Source organism: Bacteroides sp. AM23-12 (assembly GCF_003434395.1).
GTDB lineage: Bacteria > Bacteroidota > Bacteroidia > Bacteroidales > Bacteroidaceae > Bacteroides > Bacteroides thetaiotaomicron.
The window spans coordinates 17,294-36,709 of record NZ_QTLF01000023.1; the positions used below are offsets into that span (position 1 = coordinate 17,294).

Consider the following 19,416-nt stretch of genomic DNA (forward strand, 5'->3'; position numbering starts at 1 on the left):
TCAATAGTAACTCTCCTCCTTCAGGAAGGAGGAGAGTTACTATTGACTTTTGACATCCCCTCTTATCGCATCCTCCGGTATTATTTCCTATTTAATTCCTTCTTCCATTTCTCATATTTTGCCAGTACTTTGCTGCCGTCTTTATTGTACCAGCTATATCCGTTCCGGCGTTCATGTCCGATTTCTGAGATATCGTATTTTTTAATTCCGTCGCGGTCGGAGAAGAAAGGACGATTGGTATCCAGTTCATAAAAACGTGCCCATAATACGGGGCAATCTTCGCAAGGGACCATCCGGTAATCTCTTTTTCCGTCACTGTTGGTGAAGTATTCTTTTTGTACTCCTTTTATTTCGGACTTCTTGAACCATTTGACGGCTGATTCTATCGATTCAATTACTTTTTCCGATGGATGGGGGAGAGACATCAGTAGAAGCACGATATTGTCAGATTCTTGTCCGCTCAATGAAGGTAACTCGTATGCACGTGCCTTGCAGGGCTCCAGTGTAATGCGGTCATGCTGCGCGCACCATACTGTCAGTTCCCCGTTTTGGCGAACCTGTGTCCGGAGGATACATTCTATTCCTTTGTCAAAGGCTTTACGTGCTTGCTGGCAGGTTTCATCGGGGATGAAAGTATAAGGGGACTGCTTTTCGTAGATTTCCCGTAACTGCTGCATGACTCTGACCATTGCGTTATCATTGTAGGTGATTTGGATATAGTATCCTGTAGGACGCGGATAAAACTGAGGCCATCCGCCATTGTCATATTGTGCTTTGAGCAGATATTGGATACCTTTCAGTACTCCTTCTTTGTATTTCTCTTTTTGTGTAGCTTGATAAAGACGGGCCAGATATTGAATTTCGGTTGTCGTGGCGTTGTTGTCAATGGTACTTTGGTTGACGTCTTCTTTCGCATTCCTTGCTTTGGCATATTCCTGCTCAGTCAGTTCTGCCGGCATATAGATGTTTTTGGGCCACCCTCCGGTGACTTGCTGGTATAGCAATACATTGTCTCCGATACGTTGTGCTTCTTCTGTCCGGAAAAAGGCATCATCGAACTTGGGAGCGAGGTGTACCCATTCTTTGTAATTCTGTTGTTTCCTGTAATCTGTTGCTTGGGCTGAAACTCCGGTCTGAATGAAAAGTAACAGAAAGAAAAAGGCTGTTTGTCTCATGACTTCTATTATTAAGTGAATGTTAGGGTGTGTGCAAATGTAGAAGAAAAGGTTGGGAATGAAGGGTAATATCTGTTCTTAATGGCATAAAAATTGGGCTAATCGCTTTTATCAGATGATTAGCCCAATGAAAACAGGAGAATCAATGTTTTATTGCTCCAGATATTTGGTGATTTTTCCGCTGATTTGCAGTAGTGAAATTTCGCAAAGTTTGGTGTTGTATTCTGCCGAGAGAATACGTTCTTCGGCATCCAGCAGACTCTTTTGTGCCTCGCGTACTTCAAAACCGGAAAGGTCTCCCTGTATATAACGGTCCATGGCGATATCATGATTGTCTTTGGCAGTCACAAGATTCTGCCGTTCCAGATTCAGCAGCTGAAGATTATTACGGTATGCTTGCCACAAGTTGCTGAGATCGGAACGAAGGGCTAACTCCAGTTCCTGTCGTTCCAAACGACGATTCTTGAAGGCAAGGGTTGCGTTGCGCTTTTCACGGCGGCGGTTGCCGTCGAAGATATTAAAACCGACAGTAACTCCGGCATTAAAGCCTAAGTTGCCTCTTCTGCTATTTGCATTGATATCATACTTATTAAAGGTATATCCATAGCCGGTATTCAGTTTGAGGTATGGATAGTTGCGGGAGTTGATCTTTTTGTAATCCAGCTGTGCCAGTACGGTGTTCTGGTCGGCTTTCAGCAAAGAAGCATTGGTGGATAAGGTAGCATTCCATAAATCGTCGAACAGTAAGTCACTGTGTACGTCAATGGTAGAATCTTTGATGACGATAATCTGATTTACATTATTGTTGGCCATCAATTCATTAAGTTGGATGCGTGAGGAGTGCAGCAATTCCTGTTGCTTGATGTATTGGGCACTGTCCGCATTGAAGTCCACTTTGGCTTGCTGATAATCCAAACCTGAGAATTTACCGACAAGATGGCTCGCTTCTGCTATACGCAAGCGTTCTTTGGAAAGTGACATCGCATAATGAAAGTTCTTCAAACGGATCTTTTGCTGGATGAAGTTGTAGTATTCCGAGGCAAGATCGGCGATGAAGTCTTCAATGGCAATGCGGGTATTGATTTCGCCCTGCCGTTCCAGTTCCTTTAGTTGCTTGTACGTAGTGCTGATATTGAATCCGTCGAAGATGGTCCAGTTGAGGTTGAGGCCGACGTTAACTGTCTGGTCGTAGACTCCATTATTTTTGGTGACCTCTCCGGTGGCACGGGCTTTCGTCTCGATGTTGTCCAGGTTTCCGGTATATCCGGCAGAAAAGTCCAAAGTAGGCAGATAACCTGCATTTCCGAGTGTCGCGTTATTCTTGCTGATCTGTTCTTCGTTATGGACGATGCGCAGAGAATAATTGTTTTGCAGCCCTTCTTCCAGGCAGTCTTTTAAGGAATAGATTCGCTGTGCCTTCACTGGAGAAACTAATACGAAGACACATGCGGTAACTATGTATATGATTTGTTTCATGCAAATACTTTTCTGTTTCATTCTTTTGTTATTTTGATTCGGTTAGTCGAAATATAACTGTAGATGGCCGGCACGATATACATAGTAAGCAGTGTGGAAACAACCATACCACCTACTACAGCCGTACCCATGGCGATACGCTGATTGGCGCCTTCTCCGCTGGCAAATGCCAATGGAATAAGTCCCAGTACAGTAGAAGCACTTGTCATTAGAATCGGGCGCAGACGCTGTAATGCGGCATCTTTGATGGCGCTCATTTTATCCTCGCCTGCTTCTTGTTTCTGATTGGCGAATTCCACGATCAGGATACCGTTTTTAGCCACGAGACCAATCAGCATGATAATACCGATCTGGCTGAAAATATTCATTGTGATATCTCCGAAATACATGAATACCAAGGCTCCGGCGATAGCCAAAGGCACTGTTAACATGATTATTAACGGGTCCTTGAAACTTTCAAACTGTGCTGCCAGGATCAGATAAATCAGAAGGATAGCCAAAATAAAGGCAAACATCAGGCTCGAAGAACTTTCACGGTATTCCTTGGAGTCTCCGGATAATGCGGTACGGAAAGTATCATCCAATGTTTCTTTGGCAATCTTGTCCATTTCATCCAGTCCTTGTCCGATGGTCTTTCCGTCAGCCAGTCCGGCGGAAATTGTGGCTGATACAAATCGGTTGTAGCGGTACAGTTTGGGTGGAGCGATACCGTTTTCCAGCTCAATCAGATTATCCAGCTGTATCATATCTCCATTGCTGCTGCGGATGTAGATAGCTTTCAGGTCGGCAGGCTTGTTTCGTTGCTGGCGGTTGATTTCACCCAAAATTTCATACTGCTTTCCGTTCATATAGAAATATCCCATACGCTGGCCGCTCAATCCGTATTGCAGCGTTTGGGCGATGTTTTTGGTACTGACTCCCATTACACTTGCTTTGTCACGGTTGATCTTGATGCGGGCTTCCGGTTTGCTGAACTTCAAGTCTACGTCTGCCATCTGGAAAACCGGATTCTCATATACTTTGGCCATGAACTGCGGTAATACCTCCTGCAGTTTTTCAAGATTGGTAGCCTGAAGTACGTATTGAACAGGCATACTTCCCCGGCGTCCGCCGAAAGAAGACTGCTGTTGTACGAACGAGCGTGCCATGGTCTTTTTCTGAACTGCCTTTGATATCTTTTCCGCAACTTCCATCTGCGTGTAGTCACGGTCTTTCATGTCTTTCAGTGTAATGCGTACGTTTCCGCTACCACTGGATACACGTGCTGTCACCGCTTCCGCATCCGGCAGAATAGAATCTACAAGCTGGTTGATATCTTCGGTATAGTCCCGGATATATTCATAAGTGACACCCTCCGCACCTCGGGTGTTGATCGAGATTTGCGACCGGTCTTCAAGCGGTGCCATTTCTGCCGGAATAGCATTCCATAAGAAGCCGATCAGGCAGATGGTTATAAAAGTGAACGGAAGTGCCAGCCAGCGCTTGCGCAAAAAAGCAGCGAGCGAACGGCTGTACCATCGGTTCATCCCTTCAAAAAACGGTTCTGTTTTAGTGTAGAACCAGTTTTGTTTCTCACGTTTGATGAGTAACTTCGTGGCCAGCATCGGTGTGAAAGTCAGTGCCGCAAATGAAGAGATAATGACAGAACCGGAAATTACAATACTGAATTCCCGGAACAAACGTCCTGTCATACCTTGCATAAAGACAATCGGGAAGAATACTGCAACTAGTGTGATGGTCGTTGAAATAACGGCAAAGAAGATCTCTTTGGCTCCTTCTATTCCCGCTTCTTTCGGACTCATTCCTTTTTCGATACGGATATAGATGTTCTCCGTCATTACGATGGCGTCATCCACCACCAGTCCCACGGCCAGCACAATGGCAAGCATGGAAAGTACGTTAATGGAGAATCCGGCAAGATACATGACGAAGAATGCTCCAATCAGCGATACGGGAATTACGATGCACGGAACCAGCGTCACCCGCCAGTCGCGTAAGAAAAGGAAGATGATGATGATAACCAGAATAAAGGCTACATATACAGTCTCTTTTACCTCATTGATAGATGCCCGGATAAATTTGGTATTATCAAAACCATAGCTATACGTCACATCTTCCGGCAGGTCCTTCTTCATCTGTTCCATGCGTTTGTACACAGCATCGGCAATTTCGATGTGATTGGCTCCCGGCTGTGGAATAACAACAACACCTACCATGGGTACACCGTTCATTTTCATGTAACTCTTGATGTCGGCAGGACCAAGTTCTGCACGTCCGATGTCACTGAAACGGACGATACGGTTGTTATCTTCTTTTACAATAAGATTATTGAACTCATCGGCAGTATGCATTAATCCCAATGTACGGATTGTCAGTTCGGTAGTGTTTCCTTCAATACTACCCGAAGGAAGTTCGACATTCTCATTGTCTACCGCATTCTTTACATCAATCGGAGTGATGCCATATCCTGCCATCTTGACCGGATCGAGCCAAAGGCGCATGGAATAACGCTTTTCACCCCAAATAGATACACTACTTACATCAGAGATGGTCTGTAACTGCTCTTTGACAGTCAAGTCTGCAATCTCACTTAATTCAAGCAGTGAGCGTTTGTCGCTTTGGAGGGCAACCATTAAAATAGGCATCGCATCGGCATCGGCTTTTGATACAGTCGGCGGGTCACAGTCCCGGGGCAGATAACGTTGGGCACGGGAAACTTTGTCACGTACGTCATTTGCTGCAGTTTCCAGATCGACTGAAAGTTCAAATTCTACCGTAATACGGCTTTGTCCCTGCTGGCTGACGCTGGATAGAGACCGGATGCCCGGGATACCATTGATATTTTGTTCCAGTGGCTCGGTTATCTGGTTCTCAATGACGTCGGCATTGGCTCCCGGATAAGAACAACTGACAGAAATGATCGGGTTGTCCACCGATGGATATTCACGGACACCCAGATAACTGTATCCGATAAATCCAAAAAGGAGAATAATGATTGTCAGTACCGTAGCTAATACCGGACGGCGTATACTTAATTCAGATATATTCATAAGGCATGGCAGGTATTAGTCAATATTATCCAATGTAACAGGAAGTCCCAGGCGAAGTTGCAGTGTTCCTGATGTAAGAATGGTATCTCCTACTTGAAGTCCTCTTACAATTTGTACTTCAGCATCTGTACGAATGCCTGTTGTCACTTCTACAGGTTCGGCTTTTCCTGATTTATACAAGAAAACTTTATCCTTTCCCATCTCCGGTACGATAGCTTCCGTCGGAATGGCAATCGCATTCGGGATTTCTTCTTTCTTTAATTGGATACTTGTATATCGGCCGGGAAGTAAGGCGCGATTGGTATTTGGATAAAGTGCGCGTGCTGTAAATTGATGCAGGTTGGGATCAATCGTTGATTCTACAGCATATACTTTTGCGCTGAAGGCATCTAGTTTTCCTTCAATTCTAAAATTCAGGTTCGTACCTTTCTTAATCTGGCTTGCATAGCGTTCCGGTACTGAAAATTCTACTTTCAGCGGAGTAATCTTTGTCAGTTTGGCAACGATAGTTGTCGGCGAAGCGTATGAACCGACACTGATTTGCCGAAGTCCGATGATTCCGTCAAATGGAGCACGGAGCTCGGTTAGGGCAATGTTCGCTTTTACTATTTCTATATCAGCATTTAGAGTTGCCAGGTCAGTCTTTACTTGTTCATAAGCTTCTTTACTGACTGCATCTCGTTTAAGCAGAGCATCTTGTCGGAATACACGGTCCTCAGCTAACTTTAGTTGTGAAACCAACCGTTGAAGTTGTGCCTGTAGCTGGCGGTCGTTGACTTTGGCAAGAAGTTGTCCTTTTTTTACGGGAGTTCCTTCTTCGAAGTTGATCTCTATTACTTTCCCGGAAGTCTCAAAAGACAAATCAACTTCTTCATCCGGCAGAAGTACGCCGGTAGTAGTGTATTCGTCTGTTAACAGTTGAGGCTTTATTACTTTGGCGTTGACGTTCAGAATCTTTTTTCCATTCTTTTGGGTATTTTTTACCTTGTCAGCAGCAGCCAGTTCGTCGTTAGTTTTTGGTAACTGTGAGTAAATTCCCCCACCGATAATTCCGGCACCGATAAGAATAATGATGCCCCATTTAGTTTTTTTATTCATGGTTTAGTATAGTATATAGCATGTTATATAATATCTTCTGATGATTAGACGACACTTGAAAGAAAAGGTTTAATGCTGGATAAAGTAAAAGAAAGTTAATGTTGTGTCTGGCTTTAATAACAGACAAAAGGAGAATTTCGACTTTTCATCTAATTTACTTATTTAAATTAGTGAGATTTTGCTTGAAGTTTAAATTAAAATCAAAGTTGTGTTTGTTGTTTGAATTTTGGAATCAGAATGTTCGATTGTTGTCGTTTTTTTAATAGAAATTAGATTTATTTTTTATGTGTAATTTCTTGCTGATTAGTTAAGAGATTAGTATGCCGCCCGATACTTTCCCTCCTCCTTATCCTCCAGCATATTCAGATAAGAAGTATAACGAGACTCACTGATAAGATGCTTTTCCACTGCCTCACGTACCGCACATCCCGGCTCATGCCGATGTGTACAGTTACCATATTTGCAATCAGCGGAAACCTTGAATATTTCAGGGAAATAATGCCCGATTTCTTCTTCCTCCATATCGAACGTTCCGAATCCTTTGATTCCCGGAGTATCGATAATATATCCATCCCCGTCTACAGAGAACATTTCAGAGAAGGTAGTCGTATGCATACCTTTGTTGTGATAGGTCGATATCTCACCGGTTTTTACTTTGGTTCCCGGTAAAATGGCGTTGATGAGCGTCGATTTTCCAACTCCCGAATGACCGGAGAAAAGTGTGATCTTGCCTTCCAGGTCTTTTTTGATGGCATCCACTCCGGTTCCTTCCTTGGCAGAAACCTTGAAACAAGGATAACCGATATGCGTATACAGATTAATAAGAGCGTCCAGATAACGGAGCTCATCCTCGTTATAAGCATCTACCTTATTAAATACCAGTTTGACAGGTACACGATATGCTTCGGCAGAAGCGAGAAAACGGTCGATAAAAATGGTGGATGTTTCGGGATAGTTGACAGTAACCACTAACATACATTGATCGAGGTTAGCGGCAAGAATGTGAGATTGTTTGGAAAGATTGGAAGAACGGCGGATGATGTAGTTCTTTCTGTCTTCTATTTCATTGATAAAGGCAGTACCTTCCTGATTGAGTATAATCTGAACGCGGTCGCCCACGGCTACCGGATTGGTGCTGCGAATACCTTTTAACCGGAAATTACCTTTGATTTTACATTCAATAAATTGTCCGTCGTCGGTCTTCACCTGATACCAACTGCCCGTGTTCTTGATTACTAATCCCTTCATTTATTTAATGGATAATGGATAATGGAGAATGGATAATGGAGAATGGGCAATGGGACTGCATAGTAATTATCCATTGTCCATTCTCCATTTTCCATTAAACCGTCATGATTTCTTTATCCTTGTCAGCAAGCATATCTTCAATCTGTTTGATATACTTATCATGGATTTTTTGTAACTTGGCTTCCGCATTCTTCTGCTCGTCTTCTGCCAGTCCGTCTTTTACTGCTTTTTTCAGTGCGTCGATGCCATCGCGACGAGCGTTGCGTACACTTACTTTGGCAGTTTCGCCTTCCGCTTTACACTGTTTAGCGAGCTGTCTACGACGTTCTTCCGTCAGAGGAGGAATACCAATACGGATTACTTCACCATTATTTTCGGGCATAATGCCAAGGTCAGAGTCGATAATGGCTTTTTCGATGGCACGGAACATACTTTTGTCCCACGGTTTGATGGTGATACTGCGAGCATCCGGAGTGGATAAAGCAGCTACATTGCTGATAGGAACCATACTTCCGTAAGAGTCTACGCGGATACCATCCAACAGTCGGGTACTCGCTTTTCCAGCGCGGATATGTGCCAATGCTTCTTCGAGATACATTACAGCCATATCCATTTTTTCTTGTGCATTGTCAAGGCAAGTCTTTACGTCTACCATATTTTTTGATAATTAAAGTTGCTATTTGGTTGATTGATTAGCAAAAGTATACTATTTTTTGCTTATCTGCAACAGCACACTCATCTTTTTTATAAGCGACTTGCCGATGATAATCAATGTAACGGCAGTGATAATCATTAAAATACCGACCATTAATCGGGGAGTCAGTTTTTCGTGAAACAGGAGGACCCCGAAAAATAACGCTGTCACAGGCTCCAGAGCACCGAGTATAGCAGTAGGAGTGGAGCCTATAGATTGAATGGCTAATGCGGTGCAAATCAATGACACGGCAGTGGGGAGAATGGCCAAGGCCAGAACATCTGCCCACAATAAGGGAGAGGGTATGATTTGCAATTCCGTGCAGAAATTCAAGCGGACTATGTAAACCGATAATCCGAATAATATAGCATAAAAAGTCAGTTTGGTAGTCGGTAATGTTTTTAATGAAGACCGGTTGACTCCTACGATATAAATGGCATAGGAGAGAGACGACAGTAAAACAAAGATAATTCCTACGGTGGAGAGTGGTTTGTTGCCATCTCCCTGATAGAGCAGGGCAATGCCCGAAAGTGCCAACAGGATCGAAAAAACGGTGATTGCGGAAATCTTCTCTTTGAAAAAGGCGCCCATGATCACAGCTACCATCACCGGATAAACGAACAGAATGGTAGAAGCAATACCGGCATCCATATAGTTGTAACTCATGAATAGAAGCAGAGATGAAAACGAAAACAGCAATCCCATGATTACCAAGGGGAGAATGTCTGCCTTGCGAAGAGTAAAAGACTGCCCTTGCAGCTTCATCAAGACACCCAATACAATTACGGCAAATGCGTAACGGTAGAATAAAACAGTATCGACACTCATGCCGGCAGCATAGAGCGGGAGTGTGAAGAGAGGATTCATACCGTAGCTTGCAGCGGCAATGGCTCCATAAATAAAACCTTTGGTCTTGTTATTCATTATTTTAGCCTCTTAAAAATGGCGTGCAAAAGTACGTAGTTTGCCGATGATAAACAATAGTTTAGGGCGTTGATAGTATAATTTAATTTTTCGTATGCGACGGATTACTTGGAGAATAGCATGAGATTACTCTTCTGCTAGCCGTAAACTAACATTGTTTATGCTTGAATTTATTCGTCTGACAGCTGTTTTCTTTTCGTCTGACAGCTGTTAGACGAAAGATTAACAGTTGTCAGACGAAAGTTCAACAACTGTCAGACGAATAGTTTTATGCAATGCGAGACTTAGATTTTAGCACTATAGCCATTAAGAAATAGTATTGAAAGCTGTAAATCTTAGTCTTTTTATTATCTTTGCATCAATGACATGCCTTGCATCTTAATACATTAGATAAATACAGAATATAAAATATGAAAGAAAATAAACTGGATTACACCCCCGAACCGATGGACCTTTCATCGGTCGACCTTCCCGAATCTTTAATCCAATTATCAGAGCGCATCGCTGAAAATGTACATGAAGTGTGGGCAAAAGCCCGGATGGACGAAGGCTGGACTTATGGCGGAAAACGCGATGATATCCATAAAAAGCACCCTTGTCTGGTGCCTTATGATGAGTTGCCGGAAGAAGAAAAAGAGTACGATCGGAATACGGCTATGAATACGATCAAGATGGTGAAGAAATTAGGTTTCAGAATAGAAAGGGAGGAGTAAGTTATGAATGCTCGTTGGTTTGACCGGATTATTTATGGCGGGGCCTGGAAACAGATATGTTTCCTAATTATTATAGTCATTTCGCTGATTGTTCTATCTTGTCTGGGAGTACACTGGGGAAGCAAGCATCAGATGGCTCCTTCCGAAGAGATGACTGCGCTGGCTGCCGACTCTGTGGCGAACCATTCTTTCCAGAAGACCCTGTGGAATGTATACAATAACTTTGTTGATTCGGGCAATCTGATTAGTATAAGTCCGGAAGACCGCCCGTGGGCATTGATTATTAGTTTGCTGGGTTCCGTCGTTTTGGGCGGATTGTTGATCTCCACGCTTTCCAATATCATTGAAAGGCGGGTGGAAAATTGCAGAAACGGGTTGATTCATTATAAACTATCTGATCATTTTGTGATCATCGGTGCAGATGCGATGTTGCCCTGTCTGATACGACAGTTATGCCAACGGGAGAAGGATTGCACATTAGTCATTCAGACTTCCAAAGACGTCAATGAAGTACGGATGGAATTATTCTCCAATCTCACAAAGGACGAGGAGAAGAGAATCGTTTTGGTTCATGCCATGAGAGACTCTAAAGAAGAACTGAAAAAGTTGTATGTGGCGGATGCGAAAGAAGTCTTTATATTGGGAGATAACGGAGAGCTGGATGATGTGGAATATTATCATGACTCGATGAATGTCGACTGTCTGAATCTGATAGGCGAACTTTGCAAGGAAGAGAATCGGAAACCTCCTTTGAAGTGCAACGTACTCTTTGAATATCAATCTACTTTTGCCGTCTTCCAATTCTCGGATATTGATGATGATATAAAGGAATATATTGATTTCTGTCCGTTTAACTTTTACGAAACATGGGCGCAAAAAGTATTTGTGCGAAATGCGTGTAGTATCCGTGAGATTAATTATCTGCCTTTGGATTATCAGCCTGTCACTTACGAATCAGAGAAATATGTGCATCTGGTAATTGTGGGAATGTCGAGGATGGGAATTGCTTTGGCTGTCGAGGCTGCCCATATAGCCCACTATCCCAACTTTATCCGGGATAAAAAGAAGAAAACGCGCATCACTTTTATCGATAATGAAGCAATGCGTGAGATGAACAGCTTCAAACAAGCGTATGAAAACCTGTTTGATGTATCTTATTCTACCTTTATAGACACAGAAAACGGTTTGGTCCGCAGGGATGAACCTGCTGAGGTTTATGCTCATTTGGGAACAGATTTTATAGACATAGAATGGCAGTTTGTACAGGGAACTATCGAATCGCCGGAAGTCCGTGATTTGATTACAGACTGGTGTGAAGATGAGGATGCGCTGATGACGGTTGCAGTCTGCCTGAACCTGACTCATCAGTCTATTTCTTCTGCTGTCTATCTCCCGCGTTGTGTCTATGAGAAAGGTGTTCCGGTGTTGGTTCAGCAACGGATAACATCGGCTATCATTGAAAAATTATCCGGTAATCCATTGAAGGGAAAAGGAGGAACCAATCAGCGTTTCAAGAATCTTCGTCCGTTCGGGATGTTGGATGATTGTTTCGACTTGTGCATGGCAGACGAGATGTATGCCAAGCGTGTAAATGCGGTGTATGAAAAGTGTGAAGGAGATAAAGTCTTGACAGAACTGCCATCTGCGAAAGAAATGGATGAACTATGGCACAATCCGAAGTTCAAAACGGTAAAGAAATGGTCTAATATTTATAATGCGAATGCCATTCCTACCAAATTGCGTTCAATCGGCTACACCAAGGAACATTGGGACAACGGAAAGCAACTTAGCGAAAAGCAGGTGGCGATTTTGGCAGAGGTGGAACACAACCGATGGAATGTGGAAGAACTGTTACTGGGATATAGACCTGTGACAAAAAAGGAACAGGAAGAGATAGAACAAAAGGTAGCCTTGAAGAATAAAAAGCGGGATGAAGAATATGCTCATTATGACATTCGCCCTTACAACGATTTGCGGAATGGCAGTGAGAAATATGATATTGCTTTGACACGGCATCTGCTTTTGATTGCGAAGCCGGACGAAAAACTATAAAATGGATTAGGATTTGTGATATGGGGAATCATCAAAAGGAAATATTCTTAGTGCTCTCTATCTTTCTGATTGGCTTTCAGTGCGTTTGGGCACAAACCACTCAGAAGGGAATTGTCATGGAAATGAGTAGCAATAACAAGCCCGTAGCCGGTGCTGAAATAAAAGTAGCGGGTGCTTCGCCTACGGACAGCGATCAGGAAGGGCGGTTTATTCTGAATTTCACCGCTTCCTTGCCGGGCGATCCGTTGATGATTAATGATATCTATAAGAAAGGTTTCAAAATAGTCAATTACGAGAAAGTAGCCAACTGGAATATATCGTCTGCCTCCGAACTGAAAATTGTATTAGGGCGTACCGAAGTCATCAATGCGTTGCGCAAGAAATATTACGATATAGGCGAATCCAATAGCGAGAAAGAATATCGGAAAACATTGGCTGAACTGGAAGAACTGAAGAAACAGAACGCATTGTCCGCAGTGGAATATGATCAGAAAGTTGACTCCATGTCTAAAAGTATGATGGAATGGCAGAAACGTCTGGAAATATATGCGCTTAAATTTGCCTGCATCAATCGTGACGAGCTTGATGCTATGGAAAAGCAGGCAATGGAACTGCTCGATCATGGTGATGTGCATGGAGCTATTCGTCTTTATGAAGAGATGAAACTCGATTCTGCCATGACATTGAAGATTGCAGTCAGACAGGAAGCCAAAGAAGATATGAAACTGCTTCTTCCATCCTTAGTGAATAATTTCCAGTTGCTGAAGCAAGCCGATGATAAAGTGGCGTGTGACTCTGTTGCTCACTTGATTTATGAGATGGCGATGGATATCAAGCTGAAATTAATGTCGGTAGAGTGGTTCTTTCAGCGGAATGACCCAAGTGAAGTTCTGGATCAGTATAGCTTAATCGTAAAGGATACGCAAAGTATGCAAGAGATTGAGCTGGTGGAGAATAGCCTTCAGCAGTCATTGAAAGAAGTAAAACTGAAAGGAGAACTGAAGAAAAAGGCACAGTTGGTTTTCGAACGAATCGAAGACCGCAAGAAATGGATCAGTATAAAGGAAAAAATATAGAAACAGATGAAGAAGATCAAGATTTTTATTGCATCATCGGCGGAGTTGAATGAAGACAAACAGATGTTTGACTTGTACTTTTCGGATAAGAATAAACTTTATCGTGACCGGAATATAGACTTCGATCAGCGTACGTGGATGGACTTCAGCAGTTCGCTGAATGAAGGTCGTCTGCAGGATCGCTATAATGACTATATCCGCGAATGTGATATTGTGATTTTTCTGTTCCACACACGGATGGGGCGCTATACCAAAGAAGAACTGGAAGTGGCCCATGAAATATATCTGAAGACTAAGGCTGCAAAACCTAAAATATTTGTCTATTTCAAGGAGGAGGGGATCGTTGATGAGTCTCTCAAAGATTTTAAATCTTATTGCGAGAAGAATCTCGGACACTTCTGCGACTTGTATACCAATTATGATGATTTGCGTCTCAAGTTCGACAAACAATTGCAGATTTTGGAGAATGAAGGCTTTATCAAGCCCGATCCGGTAGATGTGAAACGGACATTGAGGTTCGTATTATTGTATGTCCTTGTGCCTGTACTGGTGGTGGCACTGGCTTTCTTTGCTTTCTATTATTATTCGCCGGTCACTTCCACGGTGCGTCTTACGGATACTTCCAAATCTTCTTTGCCTTTTTATGGCGCTGATATAACATTGGAGTATGCCGATAAGAGCGAAACCCGTCATGTGGACAGACTTTCTGACGAGGTTGTCTTCAAAAAAATTCATACTAAATATCTGGGTGAGAATGCCCGTCTGAAGATAGAATCGAAAGGATATGTGACGGTAGATACGGTACTGAGCCTGGAAAAGAATGTGACTCTTGGCATCAGTCGGGATTCTTCATTAGCGATGATTTTCGGTACTGTGAAAGATGAGGATAACCGTCCGCTGGCGGATGCTACTGTTCAAGTGCTGGACATGAAGACGGTATCTGACGGAATGGGAAACTTCCAACTGCCCATACCTGCCGAGAAACAAAAAGAGGAGCAACGGGTGACGGTATACAAGGATGGATATCAATTATGGGACTTCACCGGACCGGTATCCGATAAAGTCCCATGGAAGATTATTCTGAGAAAGTAATGCCTTTACTTTCTGTAAATGCTATTATTGTTGGTCCGGTAATCATTGATAAGGTAGAGCAGAACGGCATCGTTAGGCAGCGTGCCGCTCTTATACTCCAGACCTGCTTTTAATAATTCCTCGGAGCCGGGCTGGGATAATTTGGCCAGAAGGTCTCCTTTGGCAAACCGGACAACAAGAGGGTAGGAGCTGAAAAGCTGATTGAGTTCTTTCAGTTCGTTTGCGATGTTTTCCGCCTCTTGCAGAAATTTCAGAGCCTCCGCATTATTGCTGTTCTGATAGTAGGCGATACTTGTATTGAGAGTCATCAATAGATAGTTCGTGCCAAGTTGGGCTTTATTATGCGGATATAGTGTCTTGATGATTTCGTATGCTTTCTTTTGCACTTCCAGTGCTTTGGCATATTTTTTAAGTTTGCCGTATCCCAACGACAGGTTATTGTAGGTAGTGGTGATACTGCCCATCATATCCACGTCGTTCGGCTTTTGTTTCAGGTGCTTTTCCCTGTCTTTCTTTACTTTTTCCAGATGTTCCACTCCTAATTCATACAGTCCTCCGCAAACCATTGCGGTGCCTATACTGTTCTCTGTTCTCAAGTCCTGAAATCCCCATACTCCTTGCATGGTGTATAATGCTTCCAGGTCGATGGCGGCTTTCAGAGCTTTGTCATGTTCGGAAAGTTCCAGGAGCATATCGATATACGATGCCTGCGCACTGATAATCTCAAGAACAAATCTTGCCGGATTCAACTGATTCAGTTTTTCGGCATATTGGTATGCTTGTTCCACATGCTTCCTTTCTTCGGGTTTATTTCCGTTTTTGGAGTAATATAGAATGTATTGTTTCTCGATATTGTACAATAATGAGGTCTTTTGTTCTTCACTGTTGATTTTTAATTCGTTGGCTACCTTGTCTTCAAATGCTTTTATGGTCGTGAGGAAGTTTTCCGGTTCTGTTTCTGTGCTTACGCTGATGTAGGCGAAGTTCCATAAAGCATACCAGTAGGCACGGGACAAGGGACGCATCTTATACAGTTTCTCGGCTTTTGCCAGAATCTCTTTTATACTGCCGGCTGCCAGTTTGTAATCCGCCTTCTCTACTGCCTGATGGAACAGGTATTCTTGTCTTCCTATTTCAACTTCGAGTATGGCTTCTTCATTATCTCCTGCATTCTTTTTATTTAGTTCGAATAATTTCTCTGACAGTTCGTTGACTTTAGACACATTGCCTTCCTTCTTGTAAATGTCTGTCAGCGAACTGTATATGTTGGCAAGTTGAGAACTTTGAATATTTATGAACAGCTGATTGTTGCTGTCTGCTATCTCTTCACTGATTTCTTTGATCTGGTCTTCATAGATTTCCTTTGCTTCTTTGAATTCGTTCATGGCTTCGTATGTCTTTCCCATTGAATAGAACGTCTGATGGTAGATAGCATAGTAATCGCCCGAAGGCATGGAAATATTTTTGTTGGACAGTATTTCCAGTGCGTTGATGTCATACTCCAAGGCTTTGATATAGTCTTTCTGATGATGACGCGCAAGGGTACTTTTTATGTTCAGTACTTGTACGAGAGATTTCTCGTCAAATGAAAGTTTCTGGCATTTGTCCAGCCATTCCATGGTATCACTGTCTTCCAGTCCTATTTTCTGCAATGCGTATTTAAATACGTATGTAAACCTGTCGGGAAGTGCTTCGGCTACGAACTTGTAGGCATCATTTGCTTTCTTCTCGTTTTCCATTCCTCCGGTCAGGGCGCAGAGGTCGGCATATCGGTACATTATTTCGGCCAGTTTGTCGATGTCTTCCTCTGCTTTTGTTTTCTGTGACAGCTTCTCTCTGGCCTGAGTGATAATTCCGGATTTATTGTATAGCTCGATGGCTTCAGACAGTTTTCCGGCATTGACCAGTTCCAATACTTGCTTCTCAATGGCGTTGATGTCATCTGGATTTATTCTTGCAAACTTCTCAGCGTACTGATCGATCTGATTCATAAATGATCTGGATTCCTCCGCCATCGCTTTCAGACGGTCGCTGCGCTCTTGCAGACTGATTTTCTGTGCTATATATAGCTGGTTGATTTCTTCAATGGCTTTTTTCTTGTTTCTTCGAAAAGTGGGCAACGGAGATGGAATAATACTTGTTCTTGCTTTCTTCTATAGTGCCTTCGGGAGCCATCACAATGCTCAACGGACGTTTTTCGGATAGAATCCACCCGTTGATCATGTCTTTATTCACCAGTTCATATCCTTTCTTATATACATTCGGAGAAGCGATAGCCATTCCCGGTTTCTGTTTGCTGAAGTTGAACTGGAAATTCCCGTTGGCATCCGTATCGGTGGCAGGGGCATCGGTAGCTGTCAGTTGTACTCCCGGTAGTGGGGACTTATTTGAATTAAAAATCTGTACTGTACCTTTTTGAGACATTTGTGCGTAAGCACTTCCGGATAGTAATAAGAATATCCAGAAACAGGCGTTTTTGGTTTTCATAGCTTTTATTTCTTAATGATGTATATGCAAGTCAACAAAAGGAATGTGGAGGGAGAAAGTAATCGGGACTGACTAAAAAGTCTGAAAGCTGATTATATCCTTTTTAGTCAGCCCCGGGTATATTGGTAGGGAGTCAGGATCAGTTGTGTACTACTGTTCCTATTTCTTCTCCGCTGATTACTTTTTTGAGGTTTCCTACCGTGTCCATGTCAAAAACAACAATCGGCAGGTTGTTTTCCTTGCACATACAGGTAGCTGTGAGGTCCATCACTTTCAGACCACGTTTCAGTACTTCATCGTATGTGATATCACTGAATTTTGTAGCTGTAGGGTCTTTCTCCGGGTCGGCTGTGTAGATGCCGTCTACGCGGGTACCTTTCAGCATTACGTCTGCTTCGATTTCGATGCCGCGCAGTGAAGAGCCGGTGTCTGTGGTAAAGAAAGGATTTCCCGTACCGCCGGACATGATAACGATTTCACCGTTTTCCATGCATTCAATCGCTTTCCATTTGCTGTAGAATTCACCGATCGGCTCCATGCGGACTGCTGTAAGTACACGGGCCTTTACTCCGGCTGCTACTAATGCGGAACTTAATGCAAGGCTGTTGATGACAGTTGCCAGCATACCCATCTGATCACCTTTCACACGGTCGAAGCCCTTGTTGGCTCCGCTTAGTCCACGGAAGATATTTCCGCCGCCGATAACGATGCCGATTTGTACTCCCTGTTCATGGATTTCTTTGATTTGTGCGGCATATTCCGCCAGTCTTTTTTCGTCAATGCCGTATTGTTTTTCCCCCATCAGGCTTTCTCCGCTGAGCTTCAGCAGAATTCTTTTATACTTTGCCATATCTTTTTACATTTAGTTTAGCGCAAATATAGAGATAATTTGTTGGATAGACCTCATAGTTGCGCGATAACTTTTATATCGCTTTCTTCACTATTTCTCTTCCGATGAAGGTCTGCACGATTCCCCTCAATGAAAGGTAAGTGATGAAAGCCAGCCATAAAGCGTGATTTCCCAAGAGATTGTGGAAGGCATAGTAGATCATAAAAAAGCTGACGGAAGCAACCAACATCGAATAAAGCATCTGGCGGGTGGCGGTGGCGCCGATAAACACACCATCCCATAAGAAAGCGGAGAAACCTGTCAATGGGATGGCGAGTGCCCAATAAAAGTAAGTGTCTGAGGAGCTTATTACCGAAACATCATTTGTCAGTAACCCGAGAAATTCTTTTCCGCCTATTGCATATAAAAGGGTGAATGCTGCCGAAAGTCCGATGCCCCAATAGAAAAGGTGATTGACCGTATTGCGGAGAGCCGTTTGATTTCTTGCGCCGATATAGCGTCCGGCTAACGCTTCCCCTGCATAGGCGAATCCATCCATAATATAAGAGAAGAGCGTGAACAATTGCATCAGCAGTGTATTTACTGCCAGAACGACTTCTCCCTGTGCAGCTCCTGCAGAGGTGAAGAACATCGTTACGATTACCAGGCAGAGGGTACGGAAAAAGATGTCACGGTTTACCCGGAAGAAACGGTACATTGCCTGCTTCTGTATGATATCTTTCCATACAATACGTTTTCGGAGCGTGCTGTAATAACGCATATACAATAGTATGGCCATAAAGAAACCTGCATACTGTGCGATAAGGGTTCCGGCGGCGACTCCTGCCACTTTCATATCCAAGAGATAGACGAAAGACAAACTGGCGATAATATTGACAATATTCTGCGTGATGGCAATATACATCGGGAAGCGTGAGTTCTGCATTCCGATAAACCAGCCTGCAAATCCATAAAGACCTAGCATTGCCGGAGCTCCCCAAATACAGATATAGAAATAGGTAGTTGCCAGTTGCTTTACTTCTTCTGTAGTCTGTATGAGTGTGAATGCCGCATTAAGGATAGGATATTGAAGGATCAGCAGGCATAGGGCAATAAAGAGTCCGACACCGACAGAACGTATCAGTAACCGGTTGATTTCGTTTAAGTCATGCTGCCCGTAGGCTTGTGAGGTCATGCCGCTTGTTCCCATACGTAGGAATCCGAAGATCCAGTAGATGATATTGAACAACATTCCTCCTACGGCAATCGCTCCGATATATGCCGGAGAGCCGAGATGTCCAACGATAGTGACATCGATAAGTCCCAGCAATGGCACGGTAATATTCGAAATAATCGATGGTACGGCAATCTGTAATATTCGTCTGTTTTCGGAGGTCGTCTTTTTATTTATCATCTTGTAGAAACACTTTTATCAAATAGATTGTTCTTTTTGCGAACAAAGGTACATATTTTATTATTTTATTGTATCTTTGCGTGTCACG

The 19,416-nt window shown here is 43.1% G+C and carries 15 protein-coding genes; 4 read left to right on the top strand and 11 right to left on the bottom strand.

What is annotated here, in order from left to right; translation table 11 throughout:
• Positions 1-80 precede the first annotated feature (80 nt).
• The 7 genes from pelA to DW640_RS16910 form a co-directional block, all read right to left on the bottom strand.
• Positions 81-1,175: a pectate lyase gene (pelA, locus tag DW640_RS16880; protein WP_016268680.1), complete on the bottom strand. Its 1,095-nt coding sequence runs from the start codon at positions 1,173-1,175 to the stop codon at positions 81-83.
• A gap of 150 nt (positions 1,176-1,325) precedes the next feature.
• On the bottom strand, positions 1,326-2,672 hold the full coding sequence (locus tag DW640_RS16885; protein WP_074859056.1) for a TolC family protein: 1,347 nt from the start codon (positions 2,670-2,672) through the stop codon (positions 1,326-1,328).
• Positions 2,669-5,701: an efflux RND transporter permease subunit gene (locus tag DW640_RS16890; protein ID WP_048693989.1), complete on the bottom strand. Its 3,033-nt coding sequence runs from the start codon at positions 5,699-5,701 to the stop codon at positions 2,669-2,671. Before DW640_RS16890 ends, DW640_RS16885 begins: the two co-directional genes overlap by 4 nt.
• Before the next feature lie 15 nt (positions 5,702-5,716).
• Positions 5,717-6,799 carry an efflux RND transporter periplasmic adaptor subunit gene (locus DW640_RS16895; RefSeq protein WP_008764016.1) on the bottom strand — a complete coding sequence of 361 codons (1,083 nt, stop codon included), beginning with the start codon at positions 6,797-6,799 and terminating at the stop codon, positions 5,717-5,719.
• Between the two features lie 315 nt (positions 6,800-7,114).
• Complete coding sequence (gene rsgA / locus DW640_RS16900) at positions 7,115-8,047, bottom strand: ribosome small subunit-dependent GTPase A (RefSeq protein ID WP_008764015.1); 933 nt, start codon at positions 8,045-8,047, stop codon at positions 7,115-7,117.
• Positions 8,048-8,141: 94 nt separating this feature from the next.
• Entirely contained in the window at positions 8,142-8,702 is a 561-nt protein-coding gene (gene frr, locus DW640_RS16905; protein WP_008764014.1) for a ribosome recycling factor, read from the bottom strand.
• 51 nt (positions 8,703-8,753) lie between these two features.
• Complete coding sequence (locus DW640_RS16910) at positions 8,754-9,665, bottom strand: DMT family transporter (protein ID WP_048693993.1); 912 nt, start codon at positions 9,663-9,665, stop codon at positions 8,754-8,756.
• 410 nt (positions 9,666-10,075) lie between these two features.
• Here DW640_RS16910 and DW640_RS16915 point away from each other — a divergent pair, with 410 nt between their 5' ends.
• The 4 genes from DW640_RS16915 to DW640_RS16930 are packed head-to-tail and all read left to right on the top strand — an operon-like array spanning position 10,076 to position 14,598.
• Positions 10,076-10,378, top strand: a complete 303-nt coding sequence (locus DW640_RS16915; RefSeq protein ID WP_048693997.1) for a RyR domain-containing protein — start codon at positions 10,076-10,078, stop codon at positions 10,376-10,378.
• Between the two features lie 3 nt (positions 10,379-10,381).
• Complete coding sequence (locus DW640_RS16920) at positions 10,382-12,430, top strand: hypothetical protein (protein ID WP_117578737.1); 2,049 nt, start codon at positions 10,382-10,384, stop codon at positions 12,428-12,430.
• Positions 12,431-12,450: 20 nt separating this feature from the next.
• On the top strand, positions 12,451-13,506 hold the full coding sequence (locus DW640_RS16925; RefSeq protein WP_233525448.1) for a hypothetical protein: 1,056 nt from the start codon (positions 12,451-12,453) through the stop codon (positions 13,504-13,506).
• Between the two features lie 6 nt (positions 13,507-13,512).
• The gene (locus tag DW640_RS16930) at positions 13,513-14,598 is read left to right on the top strand and encodes a carboxypeptidase-like regulatory domain-containing protein (protein ID WP_117578738.1); all 1,086 of its coding nucleotides are present in this window, start codon (positions 13,513-13,515) and stop codon (positions 14,596-14,598) included.
• 5 nt (positions 14,599-14,603) lie between these two features.
• Here the strand turns inward: DW640_RS16930 and DW640_RS16935 are convergent, their stop codons facing one another.
• The 4 genes from DW640_RS16935 to DW640_RS16945 form a co-directional block, all read right to left on the bottom strand.
• Positions 14,604-16,718 carry a tetratricopeptide repeat protein gene (locus DW640_RS16935; protein ID WP_233525449.1) on the bottom strand — a complete coding sequence of 705 codons (2,115 nt, stop codon included), beginning with the start codon at positions 16,716-16,718 and terminating at the stop codon, positions 14,604-14,606.
• Positions 16,681-17,085: a carboxypeptidase-like regulatory domain-containing protein gene (locus DW640_RS24030; RefSeq protein ID WP_233525450.1), complete on the bottom strand. Its 405-nt coding sequence runs from the start codon at positions 17,083-17,085 to the stop codon at positions 16,681-16,683. The genes DW640_RS16935 and DW640_RS24030 overlap by 38 nt, the downstream gene beginning before the upstream one ends.
• A 139-nt stretch (positions 17,086-17,224) precedes the next feature.
• Positions 17,225-17,935, bottom strand: a complete 711-nt coding sequence (gene pyrH / locus DW640_RS16940; protein ID WP_008759596.1) for a UMP kinase — start codon at positions 17,933-17,935, stop codon at positions 17,225-17,227.
• Positions 17,936-18,008: 73 nt separating this feature from the next.
• A complete protein-coding gene (locus DW640_RS16945) occupies positions 18,009-19,328 on the bottom strand; it encodes an MATE family efflux transporter (RefSeq protein ID WP_011108187.1) in 1,320 nt (439 codons plus the stop codon).
• Positions 19,329-19,416 lie beyond the last annotated feature (88 nt).

Bases quoted from the DNA above. Each gene is read 5' to 3' on its own strand.
- pelA (WP_016268680.1), bottom strand. From the start codon at position 1,175: ATGAGACAAACAGCCTTTTTCTTTCTGTTACTTTTCATTCAGACCGGA.
- DW640_RS16885 (WP_074859056.1), bottom strand. From the start codon at position 2,672: ATGAAACAGAAAAGTATTTGCATGAAACAAATCATATACATAGTTACC.
- DW640_RS16890 (WP_048693989.1), bottom strand. From the start codon at position 5,701: ATGAATATATCTGAATTAAGTATACGCCGTCCGGTATTAGCTACGGTA.
- DW640_RS16895 (WP_008764016.1), bottom strand. From the start codon at position 6,799: ATGAATAAAAAAACTAAATGGGGCATCATTATTCTTATCGGTGCCGGA.
- rsgA (WP_008764015.1), bottom strand. From the start codon at position 8,047: ATGAAGGGATTAGTAATCAAGAACACGGGCAGTTGGTATCAGGTGAAG.
- frr (WP_008764014.1), bottom strand. From the start codon at position 8,702: ATGGTAGACGTAAAGACTTGCCTTGACAATGCACAAGAAAAAATGGAT.
- DW640_RS16910 (WP_048693993.1), bottom strand. From the start codon at position 9,665: ATGAATAACAAGACCAAAGGTTTTATTTATGGAGCCATTGCCGCTGCA.
- DW640_RS16915 (WP_048693997.1), top strand. From the start codon at position 10,076: ATGAAAGAAAATAAACTGGATTACACCCCCGAACCGATGGACCTTTCA.
- DW640_RS16920 (WP_117578737.1), top strand. From the start codon at position 10,382: ATGAATGCTCGTTGGTTTGACCGGATTATTTATGGCGGGGCCTGGAAA.
- DW640_RS16925 (WP_233525448.1), top strand. From the start codon at position 12,451: ATGGGGAATCATCAAAAGGAAATATTCTTAGTGCTCTCTATCTTTCTG.
- DW640_RS16930 (WP_117578738.1), top strand. From the start codon at position 13,513: ATGAAGAAGATCAAGATTTTTATTGCATCATCGGCGGAGTTGAATGAA.
- DW640_RS24030 (WP_233525450.1), bottom strand. From the start codon at position 17,085: ATGAAAACCAAAAACGCCTGTTTCTGGATATTCTTATTACTATCCGGA.
- pyrH (WP_008759596.1), bottom strand. From the start codon at position 17,935: ATGGCAAAGTATAAAAGAATTCTGCTGAAGCTCAGCGGAGAAAGCCTG.
- DW640_RS16945 (WP_011108187.1), bottom strand. From the start codon at position 19,328: ATGATAAATAAAAAGACGACCTCCGAAAACAGACGAATATTACAGATT.